A 23,468-nucleotide genomic window follows, 5' to 3' on the forward strand; every position below is an offset into this window, starting at 1 on the left:
GTCTTTCCACGTCTCGACGCGAGAGGTACGGAGAATGGCCATACCACTCGCGCTTTCCTGTCTGCATCCCGGGCCAACGGCGGCCCGGATGCGGTTGGAAAGCGCATATCACTAGAATGGGGGATTATCAAAGGGCGTGGCAAAATGATGCGCCTTGGCGACGGATCAAAGAACCAAGAGCCGCCGCCTATTTTGCGGCAAGCTGTCTCGAAACGGGTGATGCCGTTTGCGTGTTAGCCGCTGCCTTGGTGGCCTCATCGTGCCAGCGAATGGCTTCTCGCGCCTCGAGACGAGCGCGCTTGCGGTGCTTGCCCTGCGAAATCCAGGTCGCTGCAGAGCCGAGCAGAATGCCGAACAAAACCGACAGAAAAATGAAAACGAAGAAGGGTGCGGTAAACGAGAGAACGCTGTCACTGGGTTGGAACGGATTGAGCGCCAGTGTCACACTCTCGCGGTTTGCCACGCACAGGATGATCAGAATGATGGCCAGTGGCAAAAGGATCAACAGGTTGACGATCTTCTTCGACATTCAAGGTACTCCGTCTTTGGGGGCCTTCATGCAATCTGGACGAACGTCACGCCGGACTTAAGGATTGTCGAGCGTCGATTACGCTCAATCCTCGTCTTCGACGTCGCCCATGCCCGGGTTGAGCCTTTCGCGAAGCTCTTTGCCGGTCTTGAAGAAGGGAACCCATTTTTCCTCGACAAAAACGGACTCACCCGTGCGCGGGTTCCGTCCAGAACGAGAGGGCCGGTTCTTGACGGAGAAAGCGCCAAATCCGCGGAGTTCGACCCGGTTACCGGCTGCGAGCGCATCGGTGATTTCATCGAGAACCGCGTTGACGATATTTTCGACATCGCGGTGATACAGGTGCGGGTTACGCGCAGCAACAATCTGCACCAGTTCAGACTTAATCACGATTGCCCCCTGAAAGGATTGGTCTTTTAACGGCCATCAACCTGCCAAACCGAAACAAGACCGTCAAGAAACAACTTGTCGGTGCTGAGTTGGCTCGGCGCTGCAATCGGCAAAAACGCGTCGAGGCCCAGCATTTTTGCAAGGCCTGCGATGCTGAAGATGGAAAAGGGCGAGCGCTTCGAGGGGGCAGTCCATTCAACGATCGGCAGATCCTTGGGCAGGCCGCGGCTTTCGAAATAGGATTTGATCTCCTTTTCGCCGCCCAGCGTATCGATAAGTTTGACCGCAATAGCCTGACGGCCGGTGAAAATCGATCCGTCAGCAAGCTTCAACACCTCTTCGCGAGGAAGCTTTCTGCGATCGGCCACCAGATCCACAAACCAGTTGTAGCTGTCCATGATCATATTGCGGATCATGACTTTCGATTCTTCGGGCGGTTCGTGGAAAGGAGACGGCTCCGCCTTCATCGGGGAGGATTTGATTTCCTGTAGCGATACGCCGAGCTTATCGAGCAGCGGCCCGACTTGCGGGTATTGGAAGATGACGCCGATGGAACCGGTGATGGATGTGTCGCCCGCAATGATGGTATCTCCAGCGGTGGCGATCATATATCCGGCAGACGCCGCAAGCGTGCGGACATCGGATACGACAGGCTTTTTCTCAGACACCGCGCGGATCGCCTTGAAAATGCGCTCGCCGCCGTAAGTCGTGCCCCCGGGCGAAGAAATGGAGACGATCAGGCCTTGAGCGCTGGTGCTGTCGGCGATTTTCTGAAGCCGCTCCAAGAGCTCGGTGTCGTCCTGGATCAAGCCACTGATCTCGATCTTGGCGATGTGGGGCCGAGCACTCGATTCAGGCGCTGCGAGTGTGAATCGGTAAAGGGCAAAGAGAGCCGCAACAGCCAACAGAACAGCAGCCACCCGCCAGAATGTGAGCTTGCGGCGCAGTTGCCTGCGGTCTGCGATTGCCATCTGGTCCATCAAATCACCTTCGCTTCAGGGCAACAACAGCATCGGCACGAAAATCGGAACGGTTTTCGCAAAGCACGATGCGTAAATTAAAAAAGGCAGAGCGGCCTTTTTGCGTCCATGGACGCCAGGCGCTCCAAGCTCCAATCTCGCCTCCGGCATATGAACCTTGTAACGGCCTCTTGCAAGCGCAAGACCTTAACGATGGTTGAAATTTATAAAAAACACCCGGCTCTTGCGCTCTTTCTGAGAAAAACCATATTGGCAGAGCAAGGCCATCGTGCCAAACACATTAGATAAACATGTAGAGGGCCAGCATACCACCTTGGAGTGTATGAGGAGGTCCCCGGATTTGACGAATGCTCGAAAGACTTAACCAGGCGGCACCCGGCATGGCGGCGGCTGACAAGATGTCAGACGCGTATGCTATGGCTAAGCGGCACTCTGCGCGCGTGAGACGGCTGAAGGTCGCGCTTCCGATTGCGGCAACCGCTATTTCGCTTGCCTTTATTGGAGTATCGCTCGCCCGCACATGGATTCCGGATGAGGTCTCGCTACAGAGCGCCTCGATCGAGGACGGCAAGATCGTGATGGAGAAACCGGCTCTCGCGGGGCGAAACAACAAGGGTTTCGATTATTCGATGAATGCCGATCGGGCCTTGCAGGATATCTCCAGTCCCAACCTCATGACGCTGGAGAAAGTGTTGGCAGCCGTACCTATGAACGATATCGTGGCGCAGGTGGTGGCGCAGGAAGGCATCCTGGACAGGACGACAAATCGGTTGAAAATGACCGCGCCCTTTGACATCAATCTGAGCAATGGCCTAAAAGCCAGATTTCAGTCTGCAAACGTCGACCTTAAAGCGGGAACGATGGAGAGCGACCAGCGGGTCGACATCACCACGAAGGAGGGCTCGATTGTTGCGGAAAGCCTACGCATAGCCGATAATGGCAAAACGATTGTATTTTCGGGGCAGGTACGAGCTCGTATTGCTGCATCCACCATTCAGAACGCAGGCAAGTGAGAGCCCGACCAGATGATGCAGATTTCCCGCAAGTCCCACTTCAAGACGACCGCCGGCATCCCGGCACTCTTTCTCCTGTCGTGCCTGGCTGCCCCAGCATTGGCGCAGAACACGACCAGCAAGATGGACGGCATGAAGCTTTCCAGCGACCAGCCGATTGCGATTGAAAGCGATCAGCTCGAGGTTCGCGACCAGGAGCACAAGGCCTACTTCACGGGCAACGTGAAAGTGGTTCAGGGAACCACGACGCTGCAGGCCGGCAAGATGACGGTTCTCTACAAGAACAAGGGTGACGGGCAGACGACATCGGTCACCGGCGGCAACGCTGATATCGACAAAATTTTTGTCGACAACTCAGTTTACCTCACATCCGGTACGCAAAAGGCGACCGCCGATCATGGCGAATTCGACATGGCGTCGCAGACCTTCACTCTTTCCGGCAAACAAGTCGTCCTGTCACAGGACACCAACGTGTTTACCGGCTGCAAGCTGACCGTGCTGATGAATACTGGCGAAGCGAAGCTTGAAAGCTGTGGCGGCCCGGTCCGCATCATGCTCGATCCCAAGTCGCAGAAAAAGCAGTAAGTCTGATCATCGTGAAAATGCCTTCGATTTCAAAGCTGCTTGGCAGAGATTCCGCACGTCCGTCCGCAGATGCGGCGAGCGCAGCCGAGAAGGCTCGCTATGAAGGCACGCTGATCGCGCATGGCCTGACAAAGACGTATAATACGCGCCGTGTCGTCAATGGCGTGTCGCTCGTCGTGCGCCGTGGGGAAGCTGTCGGGCTTCTCGGGCCGAACGGTGCCGGCAAGACAACCTGTTTTTACATGATCACCGGCCTCGTGCCGGTGGATGACGGCAAGATCGCGATCAACGGCAACGATGTGACCGGTATGCCGATGTATCGCCGTGCGCGTCTTGGCGTCGGCTACCTTCCACAGGAAGCATCGATCTTTCGCGGCCTGACTGTCGAGGACAATATTCTTGCCGTTCTGGAAGTCCACGAAAAGGACGCCAAGAAGAGAAACCGCAAGCTCGATGAGCTGCTTGAAGAGTTCCATATTTCGCAGCTGCGTAAATCCCCAGCGGTTGCACTTTCGGGCGGCGAACGTCGTCGCCTTGAAATCGCGCGCGCTCTGGCAACCGATCCCACCTTCATGCTGCTGGACGAACCCTTTGCGGGCGTCGATCCGATTTCCGTCAGCGATATCCAGAATCTGGTGCGCCACTTGACGGCGCGCGGGATCGGCGTTTTGATTACCGACCATAATGTCCGTGAAACACTCGGCCTTATCGATCGTGCCTATATCATCCATGCGGGTGAAGTGTTGACCCATGGTCGCGCCGACGAGATCGTCAATAACGCCGATGTTCGCCGCCTCTACCTCGGAAACAACTTCAGCCTCTAGCCTTGCTCAGATCCAGGCACGGCCTCGATTTCTGACGGTAAGATGATGAGTTGACGTCTTTTTGCGGCAAAGATTCTTACGCCCTTCCCTAGTCTTGATCTTGACCAAACCCAAATAAAAAGCAATTTTTGGGCCAAGTTCTTTTCGTTTTACCGAAAAATCAAAAAATCTGGTAAAATGGGGTTCGTTTGGGAGTCGAGTGTCGGTCATGGCCTTGTCAGCCAGCTTGTTATTGCGTCAAAATCAGTCACTTGTGATGACTCCGCAACTGATGCAGTCGATCCAGCTGCTTCAGATGACGCATATGGAACTGGTCAACTTCATCGCACAGGAAGTCGAAAAAAATCCTCTGCTTGAAATTGCGGCAAATGATAGTGAGTTTGGCGAAACATTCAGCAATGACAATAGGGACGGGACGCCCGTTGCGGATGCGATAGAGCCGCCGCACGCGTCGGAAGCGACCGAATGGTATGCCGATGATGCGCCCATTCTCAACGAAGCGCTGGACACCAATTTTGGCAATGTCTTTCCAGATGACGAAAGCGGACGCAGAGCAGATGCGCCGGAGCTTCTTGGACAGTGGAAGTCTATGCCCGGCGCGGAGGTCGCGGACGACTACGACCTTGATGATTTTGTCGCACGTAAGCCGAGCCTGCACGACCACATTGCCCAGCAGGTGCCGTTTTCGATTACCGGCACGACTGACCGCATGACAGCAGACGCCCTTCTCGATCATCTGGACGAGAGCGGTTATGTCGCGGTCGACGCCATCAGCGATATTACGGATCGCCTTGGCAGATCGGCAAAAGATGTCGAGCGGGTCCTACGCATTCTCCAGACCTTCGATCCGCCAGGCGTCTTCGCCCGCACGTTAAGCGAATGTCTGTCCATCCAGCTTCAACAGAAAGACCGTCTGGACCCTGCCATGCGTGCATTCGTCGGCAATCTGGAACTTCTGGCAAAGCGGGATTTCGTTACGCTGAAGAAGCTGTGTAACGTGGATGAGGATGATCTTCTCGACATGCTGAGCGAGATCCGCAGTCTCAATCCGCGGCCGGGCGCAGGTTTCGAAACAGGCGCGTGCGAAACCATCATTCCAGACATCATCGTTCATCCATCGAACGATGGTGGCTGGCTGATCGACCTCAATCCAGAGACGCTGCCGCGTGTCTTGGTCAATCACAGCTATTTCACCGAGGTTTCCAAGTTGAAGCCCCAGGCAGGAGAAGACGACGAATTTCTCTCGACGTGCATGCAGACGGCCAACTGGTTGACACGCAGTCTCGACCAGCGGGCGAGGACCATCATGAAGGTGGCTAGCGAAATTGTGCGCCAGCAGGATGCGTTTCTCCAGCATGGCGTCGATCATCTTCGTCCACTCAATCTGAAGCAGGTTGCCGACGCCATCAAAATGCATGAATCGACGGTGAGCCGCGTCACGTCGCGAAAATACATGCTGACGCCGAGAGGCGTCTTCGAGCTCAAATATTTCTTCAGCGTTTCGATCGGCTCCTCGGAAGGCGGCGACAATCATTCAGCAGAAGCGGTACGACATCGTATCCGTATGATGATTGCCCAGGAGGCCCCGGAGTCCGTTCTCTCCGATGACGATATTGTCGATCAGCTAAAGAAAAATGGCATTGATCTGGCGCGACGCACGGTCGCAAAATATCGTGAAGCGATGAACATCCCCTCCTCCGTTCAGCGACGTCGGGAGAAAAAAGCCCTTGCGCGACTGGCGTCGGCTTAACGCCTTTCTTTTATATTTTACAAACACTTAACATTGACGATTGACTTGCCATACCGACAAGGCTAGAAGCTCGCCGCAGACGAGGCTGGGGCCTCAATGCGGAATTTCGTTGAGGGGGCAGCGGCATTCGGCGGCAAAGACGCGAAAGAGATCGCGAAACGCTTGGATGAGCGCTCAGCTTGACGTAAGCTGGTACACGCAAATCACTGAAAAAGGAAAAATTCCATGAGTGTGCGTGTATCTGGTAAACATATGGATGTGGGCGAGTCTTTCCGTCAAAAGATCGAGGACAATATAAGCCAAGCCGTTACCAAATACTTCGATGGGGGGTATTCAGGCCAAGTGACGGTCGCGAAGTCGGGCCAGCTTTTTGCTTCAGACTGCAAGATCCACCTCGACACCGGTGTTGTTCTGCACGCGGCAGGACAGGCCAATGATCCGCAGGCCAGCTTCGATGCGGCGGCAGAGCGTATCGAAAAGCGCCTGCGTCGTTACAAGCGCCGGCTGAAGGATCACCATAACGGTTCATCCGCCAAAGGCATCGATGAGGAAGTCGCCTACAGGGTGATGGACGCGGTTCCGGATGAGGATGAGGAAATCGCGGAAGATTTCGCCCCGACGATCGTGGCCGAGACTTCCAAACAGATCAAAACCATGACGGTTGCGAGCGCAGTCATGGCTCTCGATATGACCGACGAGCCAGTTCTGCTGTTCCGCAGCCCGTCGAAAGAACTCAACATCGTCTACCGTCGCCACGATGGAAATATCGGCTGGATCGACGCGGCGATGATCAAGAGCTGAAGTCTAGAAGATCCGGGAGACGCTTCACGCGTCTCCCGGTTCGTCTCGATGGCATGAAGGAAAAAGAAATGGCATTGGCAGATTTGCTGCACCAGGATGCGATTATTCCCGCACTCAAGGTCAATTCCAAGAAGCAACTCCTTCAGGAACTGGCAGCAAAGGCATCCCGTATCACCGGGGTTTCCGAGCGGGATATATTCGACGTCATCCTGCAGCGCGAACGGCTTGGCTCCACCGGCGTCGGCCACGGCATTGCCATTCCACATGGAAAGCTCAGCAGCATCTCCTCCATCACCGGGGTATTCGCACGCCTTGAAACACCCGTCGACTTCGAGGCGCTGGACGACCAGCCGGTCGATCTGGTCTTTCTCCTGCTTGCCCCCGAAGGCGCTGGCGCCGACCACCTCAAGGCTCTGTCTCGCATCGCGCGCGTCTTGCGCGATACGGAACTGGTGGCGAAGCTTCGTGCGACAGACTCCGATACCGCGATTTACACCTTTCTTAACCAAGAGCAGGTGAACGCCGCCTGAACGCCGAAATAGGCTTCACGAAAACTGTCGTTCTGGCATTCATACCATAGAGCAAAGGCCCGGACATCGATAGGATGTCAGGGCCTTTGACTTATTCACTCCGATGAAGCGAAGATAATTCTCAGGCGTCTTTCTCATTGAAGACGCTGGTACCGGGTTCGGCACCGGCAGGGGCTTCAGCCTTCGGGCCACCCTTCGCAACGCCGACCATGGCCGGGCGAAGAACGCGGTCGCCAATGGTGAAGCCCGCCTGCACCACCTGAACGACGGTGTTGTTCGGTACGGTGGTGTTGGGGATTTCGAACATGGCCTGATGAAAATTCGGATCGAATTTTTCGCCTTCGGCCTCGATCTTCTTCACGCCGTGACGCTCGAGTGCCGACAGCATGGAGCGTTCGGTCATATCGACGCCTTCGATCAAGCCTTTGATATTGGCTTCGGCGCTCGCCTTCAGCTCTTCCGGGATCGTGTCCAGCGCGCGGCGAAGGTTGTCGGATACGGCCAGCATATCGCGCGCGAATCCAGCGACGGAATAGGCCTTTGCGTCCTTGACCTCACGTTCTGTGCGACGGCGAAGATTGTCCATCTCAGCCGCCAAACGCAGAAACTTGTCGCGTAGATCGGCATTTTCCGCCTTCAGCACATCGATTGGATCGGGTTCTGCCTGCTCAGGCACCGCATTTTCCGCCGTGGTCGCTTCCACTGCATCGTCGGCAGCGCCCGCGTCAGGTCCGGTCTTGTTGGTGTCATCAGTCATGACGTTCTCCAGATTATATGTGTCTTATGGCTTGCAAATTGGATTGAGCCCGATATCGAGCTTTGCCATGCAAAAATCAAGGCTTATGGGGAAAAGGAGCAATTTTTCAATCAACGTCGCGCTTAGCGCCGCTTGGTCGAGAGCCGCGCCATGATCTGGGCGGTGTAATCCACCATGGGAACGATCCGCGAATAGTTGAGCCGGGTCGGACCAATAACGCCGACAGCACCCACCACCCGGTTCTCGTCGTCCTTGTAGGGCGCGACAATCAACGACGAGCCCGAAAGCGAAAACAGCTTGTTCTCCGAGCCGATGAAGATTCTGACGCCGGAACCCGTTTCCGCCAGATTGAGAATCTCGATCAGGTTTTCCTTGCGCTCCAGATCGTCAAAGAGAAGCCGAACGCGATCTATATCCTCTTCGCCAGCCAGTCCTTCGAGAAGATTGGAGCGGCCCCGCACGATGAGACGGCCAAGTTTTCCTTCCTCATTGTCGCCTGACCAGACGGCAAGCCCTCTCTCGACCAGATCCTGCGCTAGCGTACTCAGTGCGCTTTGAAGCTCATTCTTTTGTCGCGCTATCTGGGAGCGCAGTTCCGGCAGCGTCTGGCCACCGAGATGCGCATTGATGAAATTGGCAGCCTCCGTCAATTGCGACGAGGTGATGCCGGCAGGCAGTTCGATGATCCGGTTTTCCACCTGGTTATGGTCACCGACCAGAATCGCGAGCCCTTTCGTGGGCTCGAGCCGGATGAATTCCACATGTTTCAGAACGGCGTCGTTCTTGGCCGTCAGCACCAGCCCAGCTCCGCGCGACATGCCGGACAGCATGCTGCTCGCTTCGTATAGAAGGCCTTCCAGGGACTGCTCGCGACCCGAAATCGGGCCGATATGACGGTCGATATTGGCGCGCTCTGCCTCGGGCAATTCACCCACCTGCATGAAAGCGTCGACGAAGAAGCGCAATCCTGTCTGTGTGGGCAGCCGACCGGCACTCACATGCGGCGAGTAGATGAGGCCGAGCTCCTCCAGATCGCTCATGACATTGCGCACGGAGGCAGGCGACAGCGACATGGGAAGCAGGCGCGAGAGACTGCGCGAACCGAGCGGTTCGCCTGTTTCGAGATAACCTTCCACGATGCGCCTGAAGATTTCTCGCGAACGATCGTCCAGAAGCGCGCCGGGCTCTTTGCCAATGGGAGGAGTTATGCCCATGCCGCTCATTCTTCCCGAAGCTGTTTTTGACTGTCCTGAATATAGTCACTCGGTCTTCCAAGTGAAAACGGAAATTCGGCTCTTCGGCCACCTGTGCCGCTTTTCCTTTGCAAAACCTGCTCCCTGACCTTAGAAGGCGGGCATCACAGACGGAGACAGATCATATGCGGCCTTCAGGCAGAAAAACCGACCAGATGCGCAAGGTGTCCTTCGAGCGCAACTTTTCCAAGCATGCCGAAGGATCCTGTCTGGTCAAGTTCGGCGATACGCATGTGCTGGTGACGGCAAGCCTCGAAGACAAGACGCCACCGTGGCTGCGCAATAGCGGCAAGGGTTGGGTCACCGCAGAATATGGCATGCTGCCACGCTCCACTCATGAGCGCATGAAGCGTGAAGCATCGTCCGGCAAGCAGGGTGGCAGGACGCAGGAAATCCAGCGCCTCATCGGTCGGTCGCTACGCGCAGTCGTCGACTTGCAAGCGCTCGGCGAGCGACAGATCAGCATCGATTGCGATGTCATCCAAGCCGATGGCGGTACCCGCACCGCCTCCATCACCGGTGCCTGGATTGCTCTTCACGACTGCCTGAAGTGGATGGAAAGCCGCAACATGCTGAAGGTCGAGAAGGTCCTCAAAGACCATATCGCTGCCATCTCCTGCGGCATCTTCGCCAATCAGCCGGTGATCGATCTCGACTATCTGGAAGATTCCTCCGCCGAGACGGACGCGAATTTCGTCATCACCGGTTCCGGCGGCATCGTGGAAATTCAAGGGACCGCGGAAGGCAAGCCTTTCTCGGAAGAAGAGTTCCTGACGCTGCTTGGCCTTGCCAAGGCCGGCTGTGCCGATCTTGTAGAGATGCAGAAGCAGGCGATTGCCTGAACGGGACGCGAAACATGCGCAAGCTTGACACCAAAACCATCGTCGTTGCCAGCCACAACAAGGGCAAGATCGCCGAGATCGCCGATCTAATCGGCCCACTCGGGTTTTCGGCAAAATCGGCAGCCGAATTGAACTTCAAAGAACCCGCCGAAACCGGCACGACTTTCGAAGAAAACGCTGCCATCAAGGCGCTGGCGTCTGCCACTGCATCCGGCATGCCGGCGCTCTCCGACGACTCCGGTCTGGTGATCGATGCGCTGGACGGCGCGCCGGGCGTCTATACCGCAGACTGGGCTGAAACCGGCAACGGCACGCGTGACTTTGCCATGGCGATGCAGAAGGTGGAAGACGCGCTTCAGGAGCGTGGAGCGACAAAACCTGATCAACGCACCGGCCGCTTCGTCAGCGTGCTCTGCCTCGCCTGGCCGGACGGCCATACCGAATTTTTCCGCGGTGAGGTGGAGGGAACGATCGTCTGGCCGCCGCGCGGAATGAGCGGCTTCGGCTACGATCCGATCTTCCAGCCCAACGGCTATGCGACGAGCTTCGGCGAAATGTCGTCCGATGAGAAGCATGGCTGGCGCCAGGGCGATGCGACAGCGCTTTCGCACCGCGCACGCGCTTTCAAGATCTTTGTCGAAACCTGCCTGGAGGCATGAGCAGCACGATGACCGGGAGCGGCCTTTTTCCTGCGCCCGGCGCACATCCGTCCGGATATGCGGACCTTCTTCCGGATACGGGTGAACCCGGCTTCGCCATCTATGTTCACTGGCCCTTCTGCGCGGCCAAGTGTCCCTATTGCGATTTCAACAGCCATGTCCGCCACCAGCCGGTGGATCAGGAGCGGTTCGTTGCCGCCTTCCTTCGTGAAATGGAAACGATGCGGCAGTTGAGCGGCCCGAAGGTCGTCACCAGCATTTTCATGGGCGGCGGCACGCCGTCGCTGATGGATCCGCAGACGGTCGGCGCAATCCTCGACGGTATCGCCCGCCACTGGAGTGTGCCGGATGGCATCGAGATCACCATGGAGGCAAACCCCTCCAGCGTCGAGGCAGAGCGTTTCCGTGGTTATCGGGCAGCTGGCGTCAACCGTGTTTCCATGGGTGTGCAGGCGCTGAATGACCGCGACCTGAAATTCCTTGGACGCCTTCACGATGTCGCGGACGCGCTCAAAGCCATCCGGCTGGCGCGCGAGATCTTTCCGCGCATGTCTTTCGATCTTATCTACGCCCGGCCCAATCAGACGGTAGAAGAGTGGGAGAAGGAGCTTGAAGAGGCAATCTCCTATGCCGTCGACCACCTGTCGCTTTACCAGTTGACCATCGAGGAAGGGACCGCTTTTTACGGTCTGCATAAGGCAGGCAAGCTGATCGTGCCGGATGGCGAGCAATCGGCAGTGCTCTATGAAGCAACGCAGGACATTACTGCGCGCCATGGTCTTCCCGCCTACGAGGTCTCCAATCACGCCCGACCGGGTGCGGAAAGCCGCCACAACCTCACCTATTGGCGCTATGGCGATTATGCAGGCATTGGCCCCGGCGCCCATGGACGCTTGACAAAAGGCGGTGAGAAACTCGCGACCGCCACAGAGCGGCATCCTGAAACATGGCTGCAATCTGTGGAGCGCGATGGACACGGCATGGTGGATCAGGAATTGCTGGGGCTTGACGAACAGGCCGACGAGTTGCTGCTCATGGGATTGCGCCTGCGCGAAGGCGTCGATCTTGCCCGCTGGAGCGCATTTTCCGGTCGCGATCTGGATCCGGACCGCGAGGCCGTTTTACTGGAACACGGTTTCGTCGAACGTCTTGGAAACTCACGCCTTCGCTGCACACCGTCCGGCATGTTGATCCTGGATTCCGTTGTTGCCGATCTCGCTTGAGGCAGATGCCTCAAAGCGTTCATTACGGCAGGACTCCATGGAGCCGATCAGCTGATCCTGTAGGCAATATAAACAAGGGTTGCTGCAATGACCCAAAGCGCCAGACGCCCCCAACGGGTGTGACGTGCTTCCGCCTTGCCGATGGCTTCAGCCGTGCGATCATCGAAACGCAGGCCGTTTTCGCTCATATACATCAGTTCGGAATGCAGCTTTTCGGTCTTGGCGGCAATCTCAGGGGCCGCTTCCGCCAGCTTGATTGCTGCCTTCACGCCGTCCTTCAGATCGGTGACGATACGCTTTGGCCCGAGATTATCGCGGATCCAGCCGCTGACGACGGGGTCTGCGGCCTTCCACATGTTGAAGCGCGGATTGAGGATACGTGAGACGCCTTCGACGACGACCATGGTCTTTTGCAGCATGACCAGTTCGGGGCGCGTTTCCATGTCGAAGAGTTCGGTAACCTCGAAGAGCAGCGTCAGCAGCTTGCCCATGGAGATGGTTTCAGCAGGCTGACCATGGATCGGCTCGCCAATGGCGCGAATGGCCTGGGCGAAGCTTGCCATATCGTGGTGGGCTGGAACGTAGCCTGCCTCGAAATGCACTTCTGCCACGCGCATATAGTCGCGGGTGATGAAGCCATAGAGGATTTCCGCCAGGAAGCGACGTTCCTTTTTGCCCAGCCGTCCGGCAATGCCCATGTCGACAGCAACGATGATGCCCTTCGGATCGACGAAGAGGTTGCCGGGATGCATGTCAGCGTGGAAGAAGCCGTCGCGCAAGGTGTGGCGCAGGAAGGACTGGATCAGCGTATCAGCCAAAGCATTCAGATCGTGGCCGGCGGCTTTCAGAGCCTCGGTGTCCGACATCTTGATGCCGTCGATCCATTCCATGGTCACGACATCGCGCCCGGTGCGCTCCCAATCCACCTCCGGTACCCGGAAGCCCGGATCGCCCTGCGTGTTTTCGGCAAGCTCGGAGAGAGCCGCCGCCTCGAGGCGCAGGTCCATCTCGATCTTGGTGGTCTGTTCCAGCGTCTTTGTGACTTCGACGGGTCTTAGACGCCGGGCGGAGCGAACGAAACGCTGCTGCAGATCAGCCACCAGATACATGGCTTCCAGATCGTCCTGGAAGCGTTGGCGGACACCGGGGCGGATAACTTTGACCGCTACATTCTTGCGTCCTGCCGGCGTATCGATGACGGCCGGATGAACCTGCGCTATCGAGGCGGCGGCTATCGGACCACCAAATTCCACATAGAGCTCAGAGATTGGACGACCGAGAGAGCCTTCGATATTCGCCTTGGCCGCGGCGACCGGGAAGAAATCCATGCGATCCTGAAGACCCGCCAGATCCTCGGCAAAGTCCGCACCCACAACGTCTGGACGGGTCGCCAAAAACTGTCCCATCTTGACGTAGGATGGTCCAAGCCGACTGACGGCCTTGGAGAGACGGTCGCTGCGCCCGCTTCTGAGCGCCGTGTTGCGCGCAAGCGGTTTCAGCATGCCTTTGACGAATTTGGCGGATGCTGGAAGCCCTTCGGCAGGGAGCGCTAGGACCACACCCTCGCGAACCAGAACCCAGCCAACCTTGGCCAGGCGAAAATATGCACCGAGAGTGCTCATGCGGATGCCTTGCTATGTGCCGGAAATGCCATTGATCAGAGTTTCCAGCCAGAATGCAGCGCGGCGATTCCGCCTGTGTAATTGGTGTAGCTCACCCGAGAAAAACCTGCGGTGCGGATCATGGCGGCAAAATCATCCTGCCTTGGAAACTTGCGGATAGATTCGACCAGATACTGGTAAGGCTCTGCATCGCCCGTGATCATCTTGCCGAATTGCGGAATGGCGTTGAAGGACCAGGCATCGTAGACCTTGTCCAGGATCGGCATTTCCACTTCGGAAAACTCCAGCACCAGAAGACGCCCGCCGCGCTTTAGAACCCTATAGGCTTCCGATAGCGCCACATCGATGCGCGGAACGTTGCGGATGCCGAAAGCGATCGTATAGGCGTCGAAACTGTTCGCTTCGAAAGGCAGTTCCTCCGCATTGGCCTCCACGAAGGTCAGGTTTTCCGTCAGACCCTTCTTGGCAGCGCGCTCCTCGCCGACGCCGAGCATGGAACCGTTGATGTCGAGAACCGTGGCGTGCGCCAAACGATTGGAGGCTTCGACGATGCGGAAAGCGATGTCGCCTGTGCCGCCGGCCACATCGAGCACCTTATAGGACGGGTCCTTGCGGGGGGAGAGCGCGCCGATCATCGCATCTTTCCAAACCCGGTGCAGGCCCGCCGACATCACGTCGTTCATGATATCGTAGCGCTTGGCGACCTTGTGGAAGACATCGTTGACCATGCCCTGCTTCTGGCCCTCATTGACCTGACGGAAGCCATAGGAGGTTTCCATGCCGCCTTGGGCTGTCGTGCGGGCTTCGGTCATGATCAGTCTCCATTCTTCGATTGCGACTAGAGGGCCGTGCCTCCTTCGAGACGCACGGAGGATACTCTAACTCTTCAAACCAACACATAGCGAAAACGCCTCTGCAACGCTATCTGTTGCAACATAGATATGGCCTACGCCATGTATGTGTGCCGTCTATAGACCACAAGGTCACCGTGATAAACAGACGTTAAGAGAGTGCCATGCCCGAATTGCCAGAAGTGGAAACCGTTCGACGTGGTCTATCGCCCGTCATGGAAGGCGCCCGAATAGAAAGACTTCTCCTCACCCGCCCCGATTTGCGTTTCCCTTTTCCGGAAGGTTTTGCCGAACTGGTGGAAGGCCGCGAGATCCTGTCGCTCGGGCGTCGGGCGAAATACCTGCTGATCGAACTCGATAACGGGCTCACCATTGTCTCGCATCTTGGCATGTCCGGCTCCTTTCGCATCGAAAGCGAGGCCGATGCGCCCGAGACACCTGGCGAGACACCCGGAGATTTCCATCACCCGCGCTCCAAGGACGGCAAGCACGACCACGTTATCTTTCATCTGGCGCTTGGAGCACAGAAGACGCGCATCATCTATAACGACCCGCGTCGCTTCGGCTTCATGCATCTGGTGCGCCGCGCCGATATCGACCTTTATCCGGCCTTTGCCGGACTTGGCCCCGAGCCGACAGGAAATGCTCTGAGCGCCAGCTATCTCGCTGGCCGCTTCCGGGGAAAGTCTCAACCGCTGAAGGGCGCTCTTCTCGATCAGAAGGTCATTGCCGGTCTTGGCAATATCTATGTGTGCGAAGCCTTGTGGCGCTCCCATCTTTCGCCGCTTCGTGGCGCCGGAACGCTGGTAACGAAGACTGGAAAACCGAAGCCTGCGCTGGAAGTCCTGACTGAAAACATCCGTGCGGTGATTGCCGATGCAATTGCCGCTGGCGGATCGTCGTTGCGCGATCATATTCAGACCGATGGGTCATTGGGATATTTTCAGCATTCATTTTCCGTCTATGATCGGGAAGGCCATGCGTGCCGCCTCCCTGGTTGCGGCGGCACGGTGGAGCGGATCACCCAGAGCGGGCGCTCCACCTTCTATTGCGCAGCATGTCAGAGATAGAGCCAGGAAGTCAGGGAGAGGACAACAGCCATGGATTACGAAACCATTATTGTCGAGAAGCGCGACGCTGTCGGTATCGTTACGCTTAATCGTCCGAAGGCGTTGAACGCGCTCAACTCTACGCTCTTGAAAGAGCTGCGCCATATTCTCGCAGCCTTCTCGGTGGATGACTCCATCGGTGCAATCGTCATCACCGGGTCGGAGAAGGCATTTGCCGCGGGCGCTGACATCAAGGAAATGAGCACGCTCGATTTTGTCGATGCCTATCTCGGTGATTTCTTGGGTGGGTGGGACGATGTGGCAGACAACCGCAAACCTGTGATCGCCGCCGTCTCGGGATTTGCCCTTGGCGGAGGATGCGAGCTTGCCATGATGTGCGACTTCATCATCGCATCCGATACGGCAAAGTTCGGCCAGCCTGAGATCACGCTTGGCATCATTCCAGGCATGGGCGGATCGCAACGCCTGACGCGTGCAGTCGGCAAGGCAAAGGCGATGGATCTGGTGCTGACCGGGCGCAAGATGGATGCAGCCGAGGCCGAGCGTGCGGGCCTTGTTTCGCGCATCGTTCCCGCCGACAGGCTTTTGGATGAAGCGGTCGAAGCGGCCACGACAATATCATCGCTCTCGCGCGCATCTGTGCTGATGGCAAAGGAAAGCGTCAACCGCTCCTTCGAGGTTTCATTGTCAGAAGGACTGAGGTTCGAGCGGCGCCTCTTTCAGTCTCTTTTTGCCACACAAGACCAGAAAGAAGGCATGGACGCGTTCATAGAGAAGAGAAAGCCCCTGTTCCAGAACCGATAGCGCCGGTCCGCGCAGGTGGGCGACGGTTACGACTGACGAGTTCCCTGCGACTTCAGCTCACTGAGAAGGATTCGGAATCTCGGGTGTTTTTATGCAAAACGCGTTGACGGGCAGCGGCTTTAGGGTTATATGCCCGCCCACGGTTAGGGAACGCCATCCGGCTCGTCCCAGTTACTCCCGCACTTTTGGAACATGAGGTCTTCGAACGACCCTATCCTGTGGTTGCGGATTTTGGTTTGAATTCGAAGAGAGGCATACATGGCCAATACAACTTCGGCGAAAAAGGCGACTCGCAAGATCGCTCGCCGTACCGCAGTCAACAAGGCTCGCCGTTCGCGCGTCCGCGGTTTCATTCGCAAGGTCGAAGAGGCCCTGGCAACTGGCGACCTCGCAGTCGCGACGGAAGCCCTCAAGGCTGCACAGCCTGAGATCCAGCGCGCTGCCACGAAGGGCGTCATGCACTTCAACACTGCATCGCGCAAGGTTTCTCGTCTGGCTCAGCGCGTTAAGGCTCTTTCGGCCTAATCCGGCTAAGACAATATTGTGATTCAAAAGCCTGGCCCTTCGGCCGGGCTTTTTCCGATTCTAACCGTCCGTTAACGCTTTCACCATTAGCATGACATTTATGCTTCAAACACGTGACGTAAAAAACGTATGAATTTCAAATAGTTACAGAAGGTCTTTCAAGGCGCGCCGTCCTGCCGCAGCGGGAGACAGCCACAATTTCGAGTCAAGCATTTTTTTATTTTTTTGCCAAAACAGGCCTCAAAAATAGCGTGAAAATGAATCTCATTGATTCATAAGCGATTCTCCAAACAGGGTCGCCGCCGATGCAAAACGGCTCCAACGAGTCAATGGCAGATCAGCTCGGCCACAGAAAAAACGCCATTGATCTCGGTATGCGATCCTGCCTAAATGCATCTCGACAAGGGGCGCGGATATCTATCCACAAGCTATCTCGAAACAAAGTTCGAAGGCGTCAGCCCCTTGCGGACGGGTTCTTTTCGGACCCGTTTTTTCAAGTCACTGGATATGCTTGGCTGCAACCTCGGCAGGTTGCAGAAATGTATTCGTGCGGCTTGATGACAAGTGTCCGAGTTGTGATGTGTGAGTATGCGTTGACATGTAGCATGCCTCTTCATGAGGGAGAGGTCACTGGGATAGCCGGCTCGCGGTGGAAGCCTTGCGCTTCAGGATGGTTTTAGAGGGGCCATCTTAACGGGGACAATAAGAGGGGTATCCCTGGCGGGGCTTTGGAGCTCTGTCAGGCTATGATTGGCAATTTGAAAGGCGGCAGTAATGCAATTGAATTTGGCAATGGGTGCGGTGGCAAACGGGGACCGCACACAGAACGCTTGTGATGCAGTTGGCAATGATGCCGCGGGGAATACATCTGATATGAAAAACGATGCGCTGTTCGAGCGTTTTAGCGCGAGATTGAAGGCGCAGGTTGGTCCCGAAGTATATGCGAGCTGGTTTGCGAGGCTGAAGCTGCATTCGGTGTCCAAGAGCGTCGTTCGCTTCACCGTCCCTACGACATTTCTCAAATCCTGGATCAATAACCGCTATATCGACCTGATGACCAGTCTGGTGCAGGCAGAGGACCCGAACGTCCTGAAAGTCGAGATTCTCGTCCGTTCTGCCAGCCGTCCGGTTCGGGCCGCGCAGCCTGACGACAGAGCGCAGCCGATGCAGGACGTTGCGCCCACGGCACAGCGCGCCAAGCCGTTCATGCCGCCGCAGATATCAAGCACTCCTGCGCAGGCCAGCACCGCATCGGTGTCGTCTTCGCGCTCTTCGGGTTCCGGACCGCTTTTCGGCTCGCCGCTCGATAGCCGCTTCACCTTCGATACCTTCGTCGAAGGCTCATCGAACCGCGTTGCGCTGGCGGCCGCAAAGACCATCGCGGAAGCCGGTGCAGGTGCGGTGCGTTTCAATCCGCTTTTCATCCATGCCGGTGTTGGCCTTGGAAAAACGCATCTTCTGCAAGCCATCGCCAATGCCGCAGTCGACAGCCCACGCAATCCGCGTGTCGTCTATCTGACGGCAGAATACTTCATGTGGCGCTTTGCCACCGCTATTCGAGACAACGACGCGCTGACGCTGAAAGATACGCTGCGCAATATCGATCTTCTGATCATCGACGACATGCAGTTCTTGCAGGGCAAGATGATCCAGCATGAGTTCTGCCATCTGTTGAACATGCTGCTCGACAGCGCAAAGCAGGTCGTTGTTGCTGCAGATCGCGCGCCATGGGAGCTGGAATCGCTCGATCCGCGCGTCCGCTCACGTTTGCAGGGTGGCATGGCCATCGAGATTGAAGGCCCGGATTACGATATGCGCTACGAAATGCTGAAACAGCGTATCGAGACTGCCCGTCAGGAAGATCCGAGCTTCGAAATCGGCGAGGATATCGTGTCCCATGTTGCCCGCAGCGTCACTGCAAGCGGTCGTGAGCTGGAAGGCGCGTTCAACCAGCTGATCTTCCGTCGCTCCTTTGAGCCGAACTTGTCCGTCGAGCGTGTGGACGAGTTGCTCGCGCATCTCGTTGGGGCTGGCGAAGCCAAGCGCGTGCGCATCGAAGACATTCAGCGGATCGTCGCTCGCCATTATAACGTGTCGCGTCAGGAGCTGGTGTCGAACCGCCGCACCCGAGTCATCGTCAAGCCACGCCAGGTGGCCATGTATCTTGCAAAGATGCTCACCCCCCGCTCCTTCCCGGAAATCGGTCGCCGTTTCGGCGGACGCGATCACACGACGGTGCTGCACGCTGTCCGCAAGATCGAGGAGTTGATTTCGGGCGACAGCAAGCTTGGCCATGAGGTTGAGCTGTTGAAGCGACTGATCAACGAAAACAACGCCTGATGAAGATGGCGCGGCAGGAAATCCTGACCGCGCCCTTTTAAACTCCGTATCAGGCGCCAGTCTTTGGTCCGTCGGAGACAAGTCCTTCGATCATCCCGGCACTGCCATTGAAAAGCCCGCCTATCGTCTCCGATGGCGGGCTTTATGCATGTCGACTATCGAGACTTCAGCCTTCTATCACTTGGTGCCGTACATACGGTCGCCGGCGTCGCCGAGACCCGGGACGATATAGCCCTTTTCGTTCAGCTTGCGATCGATCGCCGCAGTATAGATCGGCACATCAGGGTGCGCCTCGCGGAAGTTCTTGATGCCTTCCGGTGCTGCAAGCAGGCAGAGGAAGCGCATGTTCTTCGCGCCGCGCTCTTTCAGCTTTTCGACGGCTGCAATCGAGGAATTGCCGGTGGCCAGCATAGGATCGACGACGATGATCAGGCGCGCGTCCAGGCTTTCCGGTGCCTTGAAGTAATATTCGACGGCTTCCAGCGTATCGTGATCGCGATAGACGCCGATGTGAGAGACACGCGCCGACGGCACGAGTTCGAGCATGCCTTCAAGCAGGCCGTTACCTGCGCGAAGGATAGAGGCAAATACCAGCTTCTTGCCTTCCAGCACTGGTGCCTCGATGGTTTCCATGGGCGTCTCGATGGTTTCCATCGTGAGGTCCAGGTCGCGCGTCACTTCATAGCACAGCAGCGTGGAAATCTCGCGCAACAGACGCCTGAAGCCTGCTGTGGAGGTTTCCTTCTTGCGCATGAAGGTAAGTTTGTGCTGCACAAGCGGGTGGTCGATGACTGTTACGCCGTCCATGGACGCTGGCCTTTCCTTTTTACTTTTATCTCTGTTCTCTTCGAACAAATGCTGGCTTTTCGCAAGACCGTCCTTCCGGTTTACACCGTGTCTACCGGTTTGCCATCAAGAGGCAGCACCTGTCGAAGCATCGAAACGCGCCAGGAGGCGGCTTCTGGTGGCCTCATCGACGAAGGCAGCTTCCAGCGCCGTGCGGGTAAGCGCATTGATCTCGCCATCGGAGAAGCCGAAGGCATGTCGAGCAATCTCATATTCCTGTGCCAGAGATGTCGCGAAGAATGGTGGGTCATCGGAACTGATGCAGGTTCGAACGCCAGCATCGCGCAGTCGCTTCAACGGGTGGCTTTCGAAATCGGGATAGACGCTGAGCGCAATGTTGGAGCCTGGGCAAACTTCCAACACCGTCCCGAGTTCTGCCAGGCGCTCTACAAGGACTGCATCCTCGATAGCGCGTACACCGTGGCCAATACGCTGGGGCTTCACGAGGTCCAGCGCATCGGCGACGCTGAACGCGCCGCAGACTTCGCCCGCATGAATGGTGAGACCGAGACCCGCGTCGCGGGCAATGTCAAAGGCGCGAGCATAGTCGGCAACGCGCCCCATACGCTCCTCACCCGCCATGTTGAAACCGGTAATCAGCGGATGCTCCACCCTGGCGGCGTATTGCGCAGCGGCAATCACGCTGTCAGGTCCGAAATGGCGTTCGCCGGTGACAATGATACGCGCTTCGATCCCGGTCTTGTCCTTCGCACGCCGCATGCCCTCGGCTATGCCGGATAAATAGGCATCCGCGCCGAGCCCGATGCGATCTCCGTGATCGGGAGAAATGATCAGTTCGCTGTAGATGGTATTCTCGCATGCGAGTTCGCTCAAGTAAGCCTCTGCCAGAGCTGCATAATCCTCTTCCGTCCTGAAGACCTGCGCCACGTCGTCGTAACAGCGGATGAACTCGGCAAAATCGTTCCAGACATAGGCGCCATCGCGCAGGAACGCGCTCGTATCAACATTATATTTGCGCGCCTGTTCTAACACGAGAGCGGGCGGCGCCGCTCCTTCCAAATGGCAGTGGATTTCAGCTTTCAACAGATGATGGGTCACATAAAACTCCTGCCGTGCCTTCCGGACGGTATGCTGAGGTGTGCGGCAATGCTCTCGCCAATATCGGCATAGCTTGAGCGAATTCCGATGTTTCTCTCGCGAATGCCTGGGCCGAAGGCCATGATCGGTACGCGTTCGCGTGTATGGTCGGTGCCTCGCCAGGTGGGATCGCAGCCATGATCGGCAGTCAGGATGGCGAGGTCGCCCGGCTGCATCTTGCGGTGAATTTCTGGAAGTCGCGCATCGAACATCTCCAATGCCGCGGCATAGCCCGCAACATCGCGGCGATGACCATAATGCATGTCGAAATCGACGAAATTGGTGAAAACGAGATCGCCGTTCAGAGCTTCCTCCATGGCCTCAAGCGTCGCGTCCATCAAGGCCTCGTTGCCATTTGCCTTGATGACACGCGACACGCCCTGATGGGCATAGATATCGCCGATCTTGCCGATCGCCAGCACCTTGCGGTCCCTATCGACCAGACGATCCAAAAGTGTCGGTTCAGGCGGCAGCACGGAAAAATCCCGCCGATTGCCGGTACGCGTAAAGGTCGCCGATGTCTCCCCGATAAAGGGGCGAGCGATAACGCGCCCGATATTCAAGGGGTCGAGAATTTTTCGAACCACTTCGCAATGGGCGATCAAACGATCAAGGCCAAAATGGCTCTCATGCGCGGCAATTTGGAAGACCGAGTCCGACGAGGTGTAGCAGATGGGCTTTCCAGTGCGGATATGCTCCTCACCAAGGCGGGCAATGATGTCGGTGCCGGAGGCATGACAATTCCCCAGGATACCGGGCACTTCGCCCTTCTCACAAATCTCATCGACCAGTTCGGACGAAAAGGCTTCCCCCTCGGTCGGGAAGTAGCCCCACTCGAAACGGACTGGTGTTCCGGCAATCTCCCAATGCCCCGAGGGAGTATCCTTACCCTTGGAAACTTCGTTAGCGCAGCCGTGCAAGCCGTAAATCCTTTCTGGCGGCGGCATTCCGGCCAGACTTGTGCCGCTCGCAAGCCTCGCAATCTCAAGCAAGCCAAGCGCTGACATGTTCGGGAGCTTGAGCGGGCCCGATCTCAACCCCGCTCTATCAGCCGCACCTGCGGCGCAGAATTCGGCGATATGGCCGAGCGTATTCGAGCCAAGATCTCCATAATGCTCGGCATCGGGCGCACCGCCCACGCCAAAAGAATCGAGAACAAGCAGAAATGCGCGGGCCATGCTTCACCATGAAAGTCGCGACAGGATTATCGCTTTGCAGCGCCGATATATAGAACACCACAAAGGAAAAGGTGAAACGCTTTATTGGGAAGGACCGTCCGCGTCATTCCCCTCATTACGCTTCGGCGCATTCAGATTGCGCGTCACGTACCAGCCCGCAGCAACGGTCATTGCGGCCAGAACGTACCACGTGATCGCATAGGAGAGATGGTTGTTTGGAAAGGTCAGCATGGTCTTGCCGCCGATCGGCAGGCCGCCCGGATTCGGTGTCGCATCGGCATCTACGTAGAAAGGCGCAACATCTCCAAGCGACTTGTCCTTGGCGATCTCGGCAATATTGCGTGAGTACCAGCGATTGTTCTGAGGATCATTGGTGCGCAGGAAGAGCCCACCGGTTTCCGGCGCCCGCATGAGACCAATGACGTCTACGCGGGCTGGTAATTCGCCTGCAAGACGCGTAGCCGGGTCTCGCTTGTCGGTTGGTACAAAGCCGCGATTGACGATCACGACGGAGCCGTCATCGCGTTGCAAAGGGGTCAAGACCCAAAAGCCCGGTCCAAGATCGGACACCGTATAGACCTGCACCTCATCCTGATGGCGGAAGATGCCCGTCAGCCGAACGCGACGATACTCATATGTCGAAGGATCGGTCAGTGTTGCCCATTGCGATTGCGGCGGCGCGTCTACGGGCTCTGCATGGGCCCGCTCTTCTACCTGCTGAATGAGATCGAGCTTCCAAGACAGTCGCTTCACCTGCCAGGTGCCGAGCGCCAATAACATGCCTGTAAGAATGACAGTCATCAGAACGACGACAACGACGGCGGGGCGAATGCGCATTTTGCCTTCCGTTTGGATCGGGGTCTGCATGGTGTGTTCCTCAAGAGCGTCATGCTCAAACACATAACCCCATGAATCCGCTCTCCGATTCATGGGGTTATGTGTCTGCTCGGAGGGATGATCCGCGCCGTATTCAGGCGCGGATCTTCATTATTAAAACC

The 23,468-nt window shown here is 57.0% G+C and carries 24 protein-coding genes; 13 read left to right on the plus strand and 11 right to left on the minus strand.

The window, feature by feature from the left end:
* Positions 1-187 precede the first annotated feature (187 nt).
* The 3 genes from QZ862_RS20285 to sppA form a co-directional block, all read right to left on the minus strand.
* Positions 188-529 (minus strand): LapA family protein, encoded by a 342-nt coding sequence (locus tag QZ862_RS20285; RefSeq protein WP_062443025.1) that lies wholly within the window; start codon positions 527-529, stop codon positions 188-190.
* An 84-nt stretch (positions 530-613) separates the two neighbouring features.
* Positions 614-919 (minus strand): integration host factor subunit beta, encoded by a 306-nt coding sequence (locus QZ862_RS20290; protein ID WP_062427118.1) that lies wholly within the window; start codon positions 917-919, stop codon positions 614-616.
* Positions 920-945: 26 nt separating this feature from the next.
* Positions 946-1,899 carry a signal peptide peptidase SppA gene (sppA, locus tag QZ862_RS20295; protein ID WP_296040804.1) on the minus strand — a complete coding sequence of 318 codons (954 nt, stop codon included), beginning with the start codon at positions 1,897-1,899 and terminating at the stop codon, positions 946-948.
* 347 nt (positions 1,900-2,246) lie between these two features.
* Here sppA and lptC point away from each other — a divergent pair, with 347 nt between their 5' ends.
* From lptC to ptsN, 6 genes are all read left to right on the plus strand, one after another.
* Positions 2,247-2,912, plus strand: coding sequence for an LPS export ABC transporter periplasmic protein LptC (gene lptC / locus QZ862_RS20300; protein ID WP_296016010.1), 666 nt, complete (start codon positions 2,247-2,249; stop codon positions 2,910-2,912).
* Between the two features lie 12 nt (positions 2,913-2,924).
* Positions 2,925-3,497, plus strand: a complete 573-nt coding sequence (locus QZ862_RS20305) for an LptA/OstA family protein (protein ID WP_296016008.1) — start codon at positions 2,925-2,927, stop codon at positions 3,495-3,497.
* Positions 3,498-3,514: 17 nt separating this feature from the next.
* Entirely contained in the window at positions 3,515-4,321 is an 807-nt protein-coding gene (lptB, locus tag QZ862_RS20310) for an LPS export ABC transporter ATP-binding protein (protein WP_296016007.1), read from the plus strand.
* 208 nt (positions 4,322-4,529) lie between these two features.
* A complete protein-coding gene (rpoN, locus tag QZ862_RS20315; protein ID WP_296101551.1) occupies positions 4,530-6,071 on the plus strand; it encodes an RNA polymerase factor sigma-54 in 1,542 nt (513 codons plus the stop codon).
* A 225-nt stretch (positions 6,072-6,296) separates the two neighbouring features.
* The gene (gene raiA / locus QZ862_RS20320) at positions 6,297-6,872 is read left to right on the plus strand and encodes a ribosome-associated translation inhibitor RaiA (protein WP_296016004.1); all 576 of its coding nucleotides are present in this window, start codon (positions 6,297-6,299) and stop codon (positions 6,870-6,872) included.
* A 68-nt stretch (positions 6,873-6,940) separates the two neighbouring features.
* Positions 6,941-7,402 carry a PTS IIA-like nitrogen regulatory protein PtsN gene (gene ptsN, locus QZ862_RS20325; RefSeq protein ID WP_296016002.1) on the plus strand — a complete coding sequence of 154 codons (462 nt, stop codon included), beginning with the start codon at positions 6,941-6,943 and terminating at the stop codon, positions 7,400-7,402.
* A gap of 121 nt (positions 7,403-7,523) precedes the next feature.
* On the opposite strand, the gene grpE is transcribed toward ptsN, so the two are convergent.
* Together grpE and hrcA are read right to left on the minus strand one after the other, a co-directional pair.
* On the minus strand, positions 7,524-8,159 hold the full coding sequence (gene grpE, locus QZ862_RS20330; protein WP_296083919.1) for a nucleotide exchange factor GrpE: 636 nt from the start codon (positions 8,157-8,159) through the stop codon (positions 7,524-7,526).
* 122 nt (positions 8,160-8,281) lie between these two features.
* Positions 8,282-9,373 (minus strand): heat-inducible transcriptional repressor HrcA, encoded by a 1,092-nt coding sequence (gene hrcA / locus QZ862_RS20335; protein ID WP_296015999.1) that lies wholly within the window; start codon positions 9,371-9,373, stop codon positions 8,282-8,284.
* A gap of 164 nt (positions 9,374-9,537) precedes the next feature.
* Here hrcA and rph point away from each other — a divergent pair, with 164 nt between their 5' ends.
* From rph to hemW, 3 genes are read left to right on the plus strand one after another with little or no spacing between them, the layout of a single operon-like run.
* Positions 9,538-10,254 carry a ribonuclease PH gene (rph, locus tag QZ862_RS20340; protein WP_296015998.1) on the plus strand — a complete coding sequence of 239 codons (717 nt, stop codon included), beginning with the start codon at positions 9,538-9,540 and terminating at the stop codon, positions 10,252-10,254.
* A gap of 14 nt (positions 10,255-10,268) precedes the next feature.
* Positions 10,269-10,913, plus strand: a complete 645-nt coding sequence (gene rdgB / locus QZ862_RS20345) for an RdgB/HAM1 family non-canonical purine NTP pyrophosphatase (RefSeq protein WP_296101552.1) — start codon at positions 10,269-10,271, stop codon at positions 10,911-10,913.
* Between the two features lie 8 nt (positions 10,914-10,921).
* Positions 10,922-12,136: a radical SAM family heme chaperone HemW gene (gene hemW / locus QZ862_RS20350; RefSeq protein WP_296101553.1), complete on the plus strand. Its 1,215-nt coding sequence runs from the start codon at positions 10,922-10,924 to the stop codon at positions 12,134-12,136.
* A gap of 47 nt (positions 12,137-12,183) precedes the next feature.
* Here hemW and ubiB read toward each other — a convergent pair whose 3' ends face one another.
* Both ubiB and ubiE read right to left on the minus strand, forming a co-directional pair.
* Positions 12,184-13,758: a 2-polyprenylphenol 6-hydroxylase gene (gene ubiB / locus QZ862_RS20355; protein WP_296101554.1), complete on the minus strand. Its 1,575-nt coding sequence runs from the start codon at positions 13,756-13,758 to the stop codon at positions 12,184-12,186.
* 35 nt (positions 13,759-13,793) lie between these two features.
* Positions 13,794-14,570, minus strand: a complete 777-nt coding sequence (gene ubiE, locus QZ862_RS20360) for a bifunctional demethylmenaquinone methyltransferase/2-methoxy-6-polyprenyl-1,4-benzoquinol methylase UbiE (RefSeq protein WP_296083925.1) — start codon at positions 14,568-14,570, stop codon at positions 13,794-13,796.
* 203 nt (positions 14,571-14,773) lie between these two features.
* Here ubiE and mutM point away from each other — a divergent pair, with 203 nt between their 5' ends.
* The 4 genes from mutM (at position 14,774) to dnaA (ending at position 19,348) form a co-directional block, all read left to right on the plus strand.
* Positions 14,774-15,679: a bifunctional DNA-formamidopyrimidine glycosylase/DNA-(apurinic or apyrimidinic site) lyase gene (gene mutM, locus QZ862_RS20365; RefSeq protein ID WP_296101555.1), complete on the plus strand. Its 906-nt coding sequence runs from the start codon at positions 14,774-14,776 to the stop codon at positions 15,677-15,679.
* A gap of 30 nt (positions 15,680-15,709) precedes the next feature.
* On the plus strand, positions 15,710-16,483 hold the full coding sequence (locus QZ862_RS20370; protein ID WP_296101556.1) for an enoyl-CoA hydratase: 774 nt from the start codon (positions 15,710-15,712) through the stop codon (positions 16,481-16,483).
* Between the two features lie 258 nt (positions 16,484-16,741).
* Positions 16,742-17,008 (plus strand): 30S ribosomal protein S20, encoded by a 267-nt coding sequence (rpsT, locus tag QZ862_RS20375; protein WP_062427133.1) that lies wholly within the window; start codon positions 16,742-16,744, stop codon positions 17,006-17,008.
* 774 nt (positions 17,009-17,782) lie between these two features.
* Positions 17,783-19,348 carry a chromosomal replication initiator protein DnaA gene (gene dnaA, locus QZ862_RS20380; protein ID WP_296101557.1) on the plus strand — a complete coding sequence of 522 codons (1,566 nt, stop codon included), beginning with the start codon at positions 17,783-17,785 and terminating at the stop codon, positions 19,346-19,348.
* A 177-nt stretch (positions 19,349-19,525) separates the two neighbouring features.
* Here the strand turns inward: dnaA and upp are convergent, their stop codons facing one another.
* The 4 genes from upp to QZ862_RS20400 form a co-directional block, all read right to left on the minus strand.
* A complete protein-coding gene (upp, locus tag QZ862_RS20385; RefSeq protein ID WP_062427135.1) occupies positions 19,526-20,155 on the minus strand; it encodes a uracil phosphoribosyltransferase in 630 nt (209 codons plus the stop codon).
* Between the two features lie 105 nt (positions 20,156-20,260).
* Positions 20,261-21,253, minus strand: coding sequence for an adenosine deaminase (locus QZ862_RS20390; RefSeq protein WP_296101558.1), 993 nt, complete (start codon positions 21,251-21,253; stop codon positions 20,261-20,263).
* Positions 21,250-22,470 (minus strand): phosphopentomutase, encoded by a 1,221-nt coding sequence (locus tag QZ862_RS20395; RefSeq protein ID WP_296101559.1) that lies wholly within the window; start codon positions 22,468-22,470, stop codon positions 21,250-21,252. Before QZ862_RS20395 ends, QZ862_RS20390 begins: the two co-directional genes overlap by 4 nt.
* Positions 22,471-22,551: 81 nt before the next feature.
* Positions 22,552-23,337, minus strand: a complete 786-nt coding sequence (locus QZ862_RS20400) for an SURF1 family protein (RefSeq protein WP_296101560.1) — start codon at positions 23,335-23,337, stop codon at positions 22,552-22,554.
* Between the last annotated feature and the right edge of the window lie 131 nt (positions 23,338-23,468).

Origin of the sequence: uncultured Agrobacterium sp. (genome assembly GCA_913777615.1) — a bacterium.
Classification (GTDB): Bacteria; Pseudomonadota; Alphaproteobacteria; order Rhizobiales; family Rhizobiaceae; genus Agrobacterium.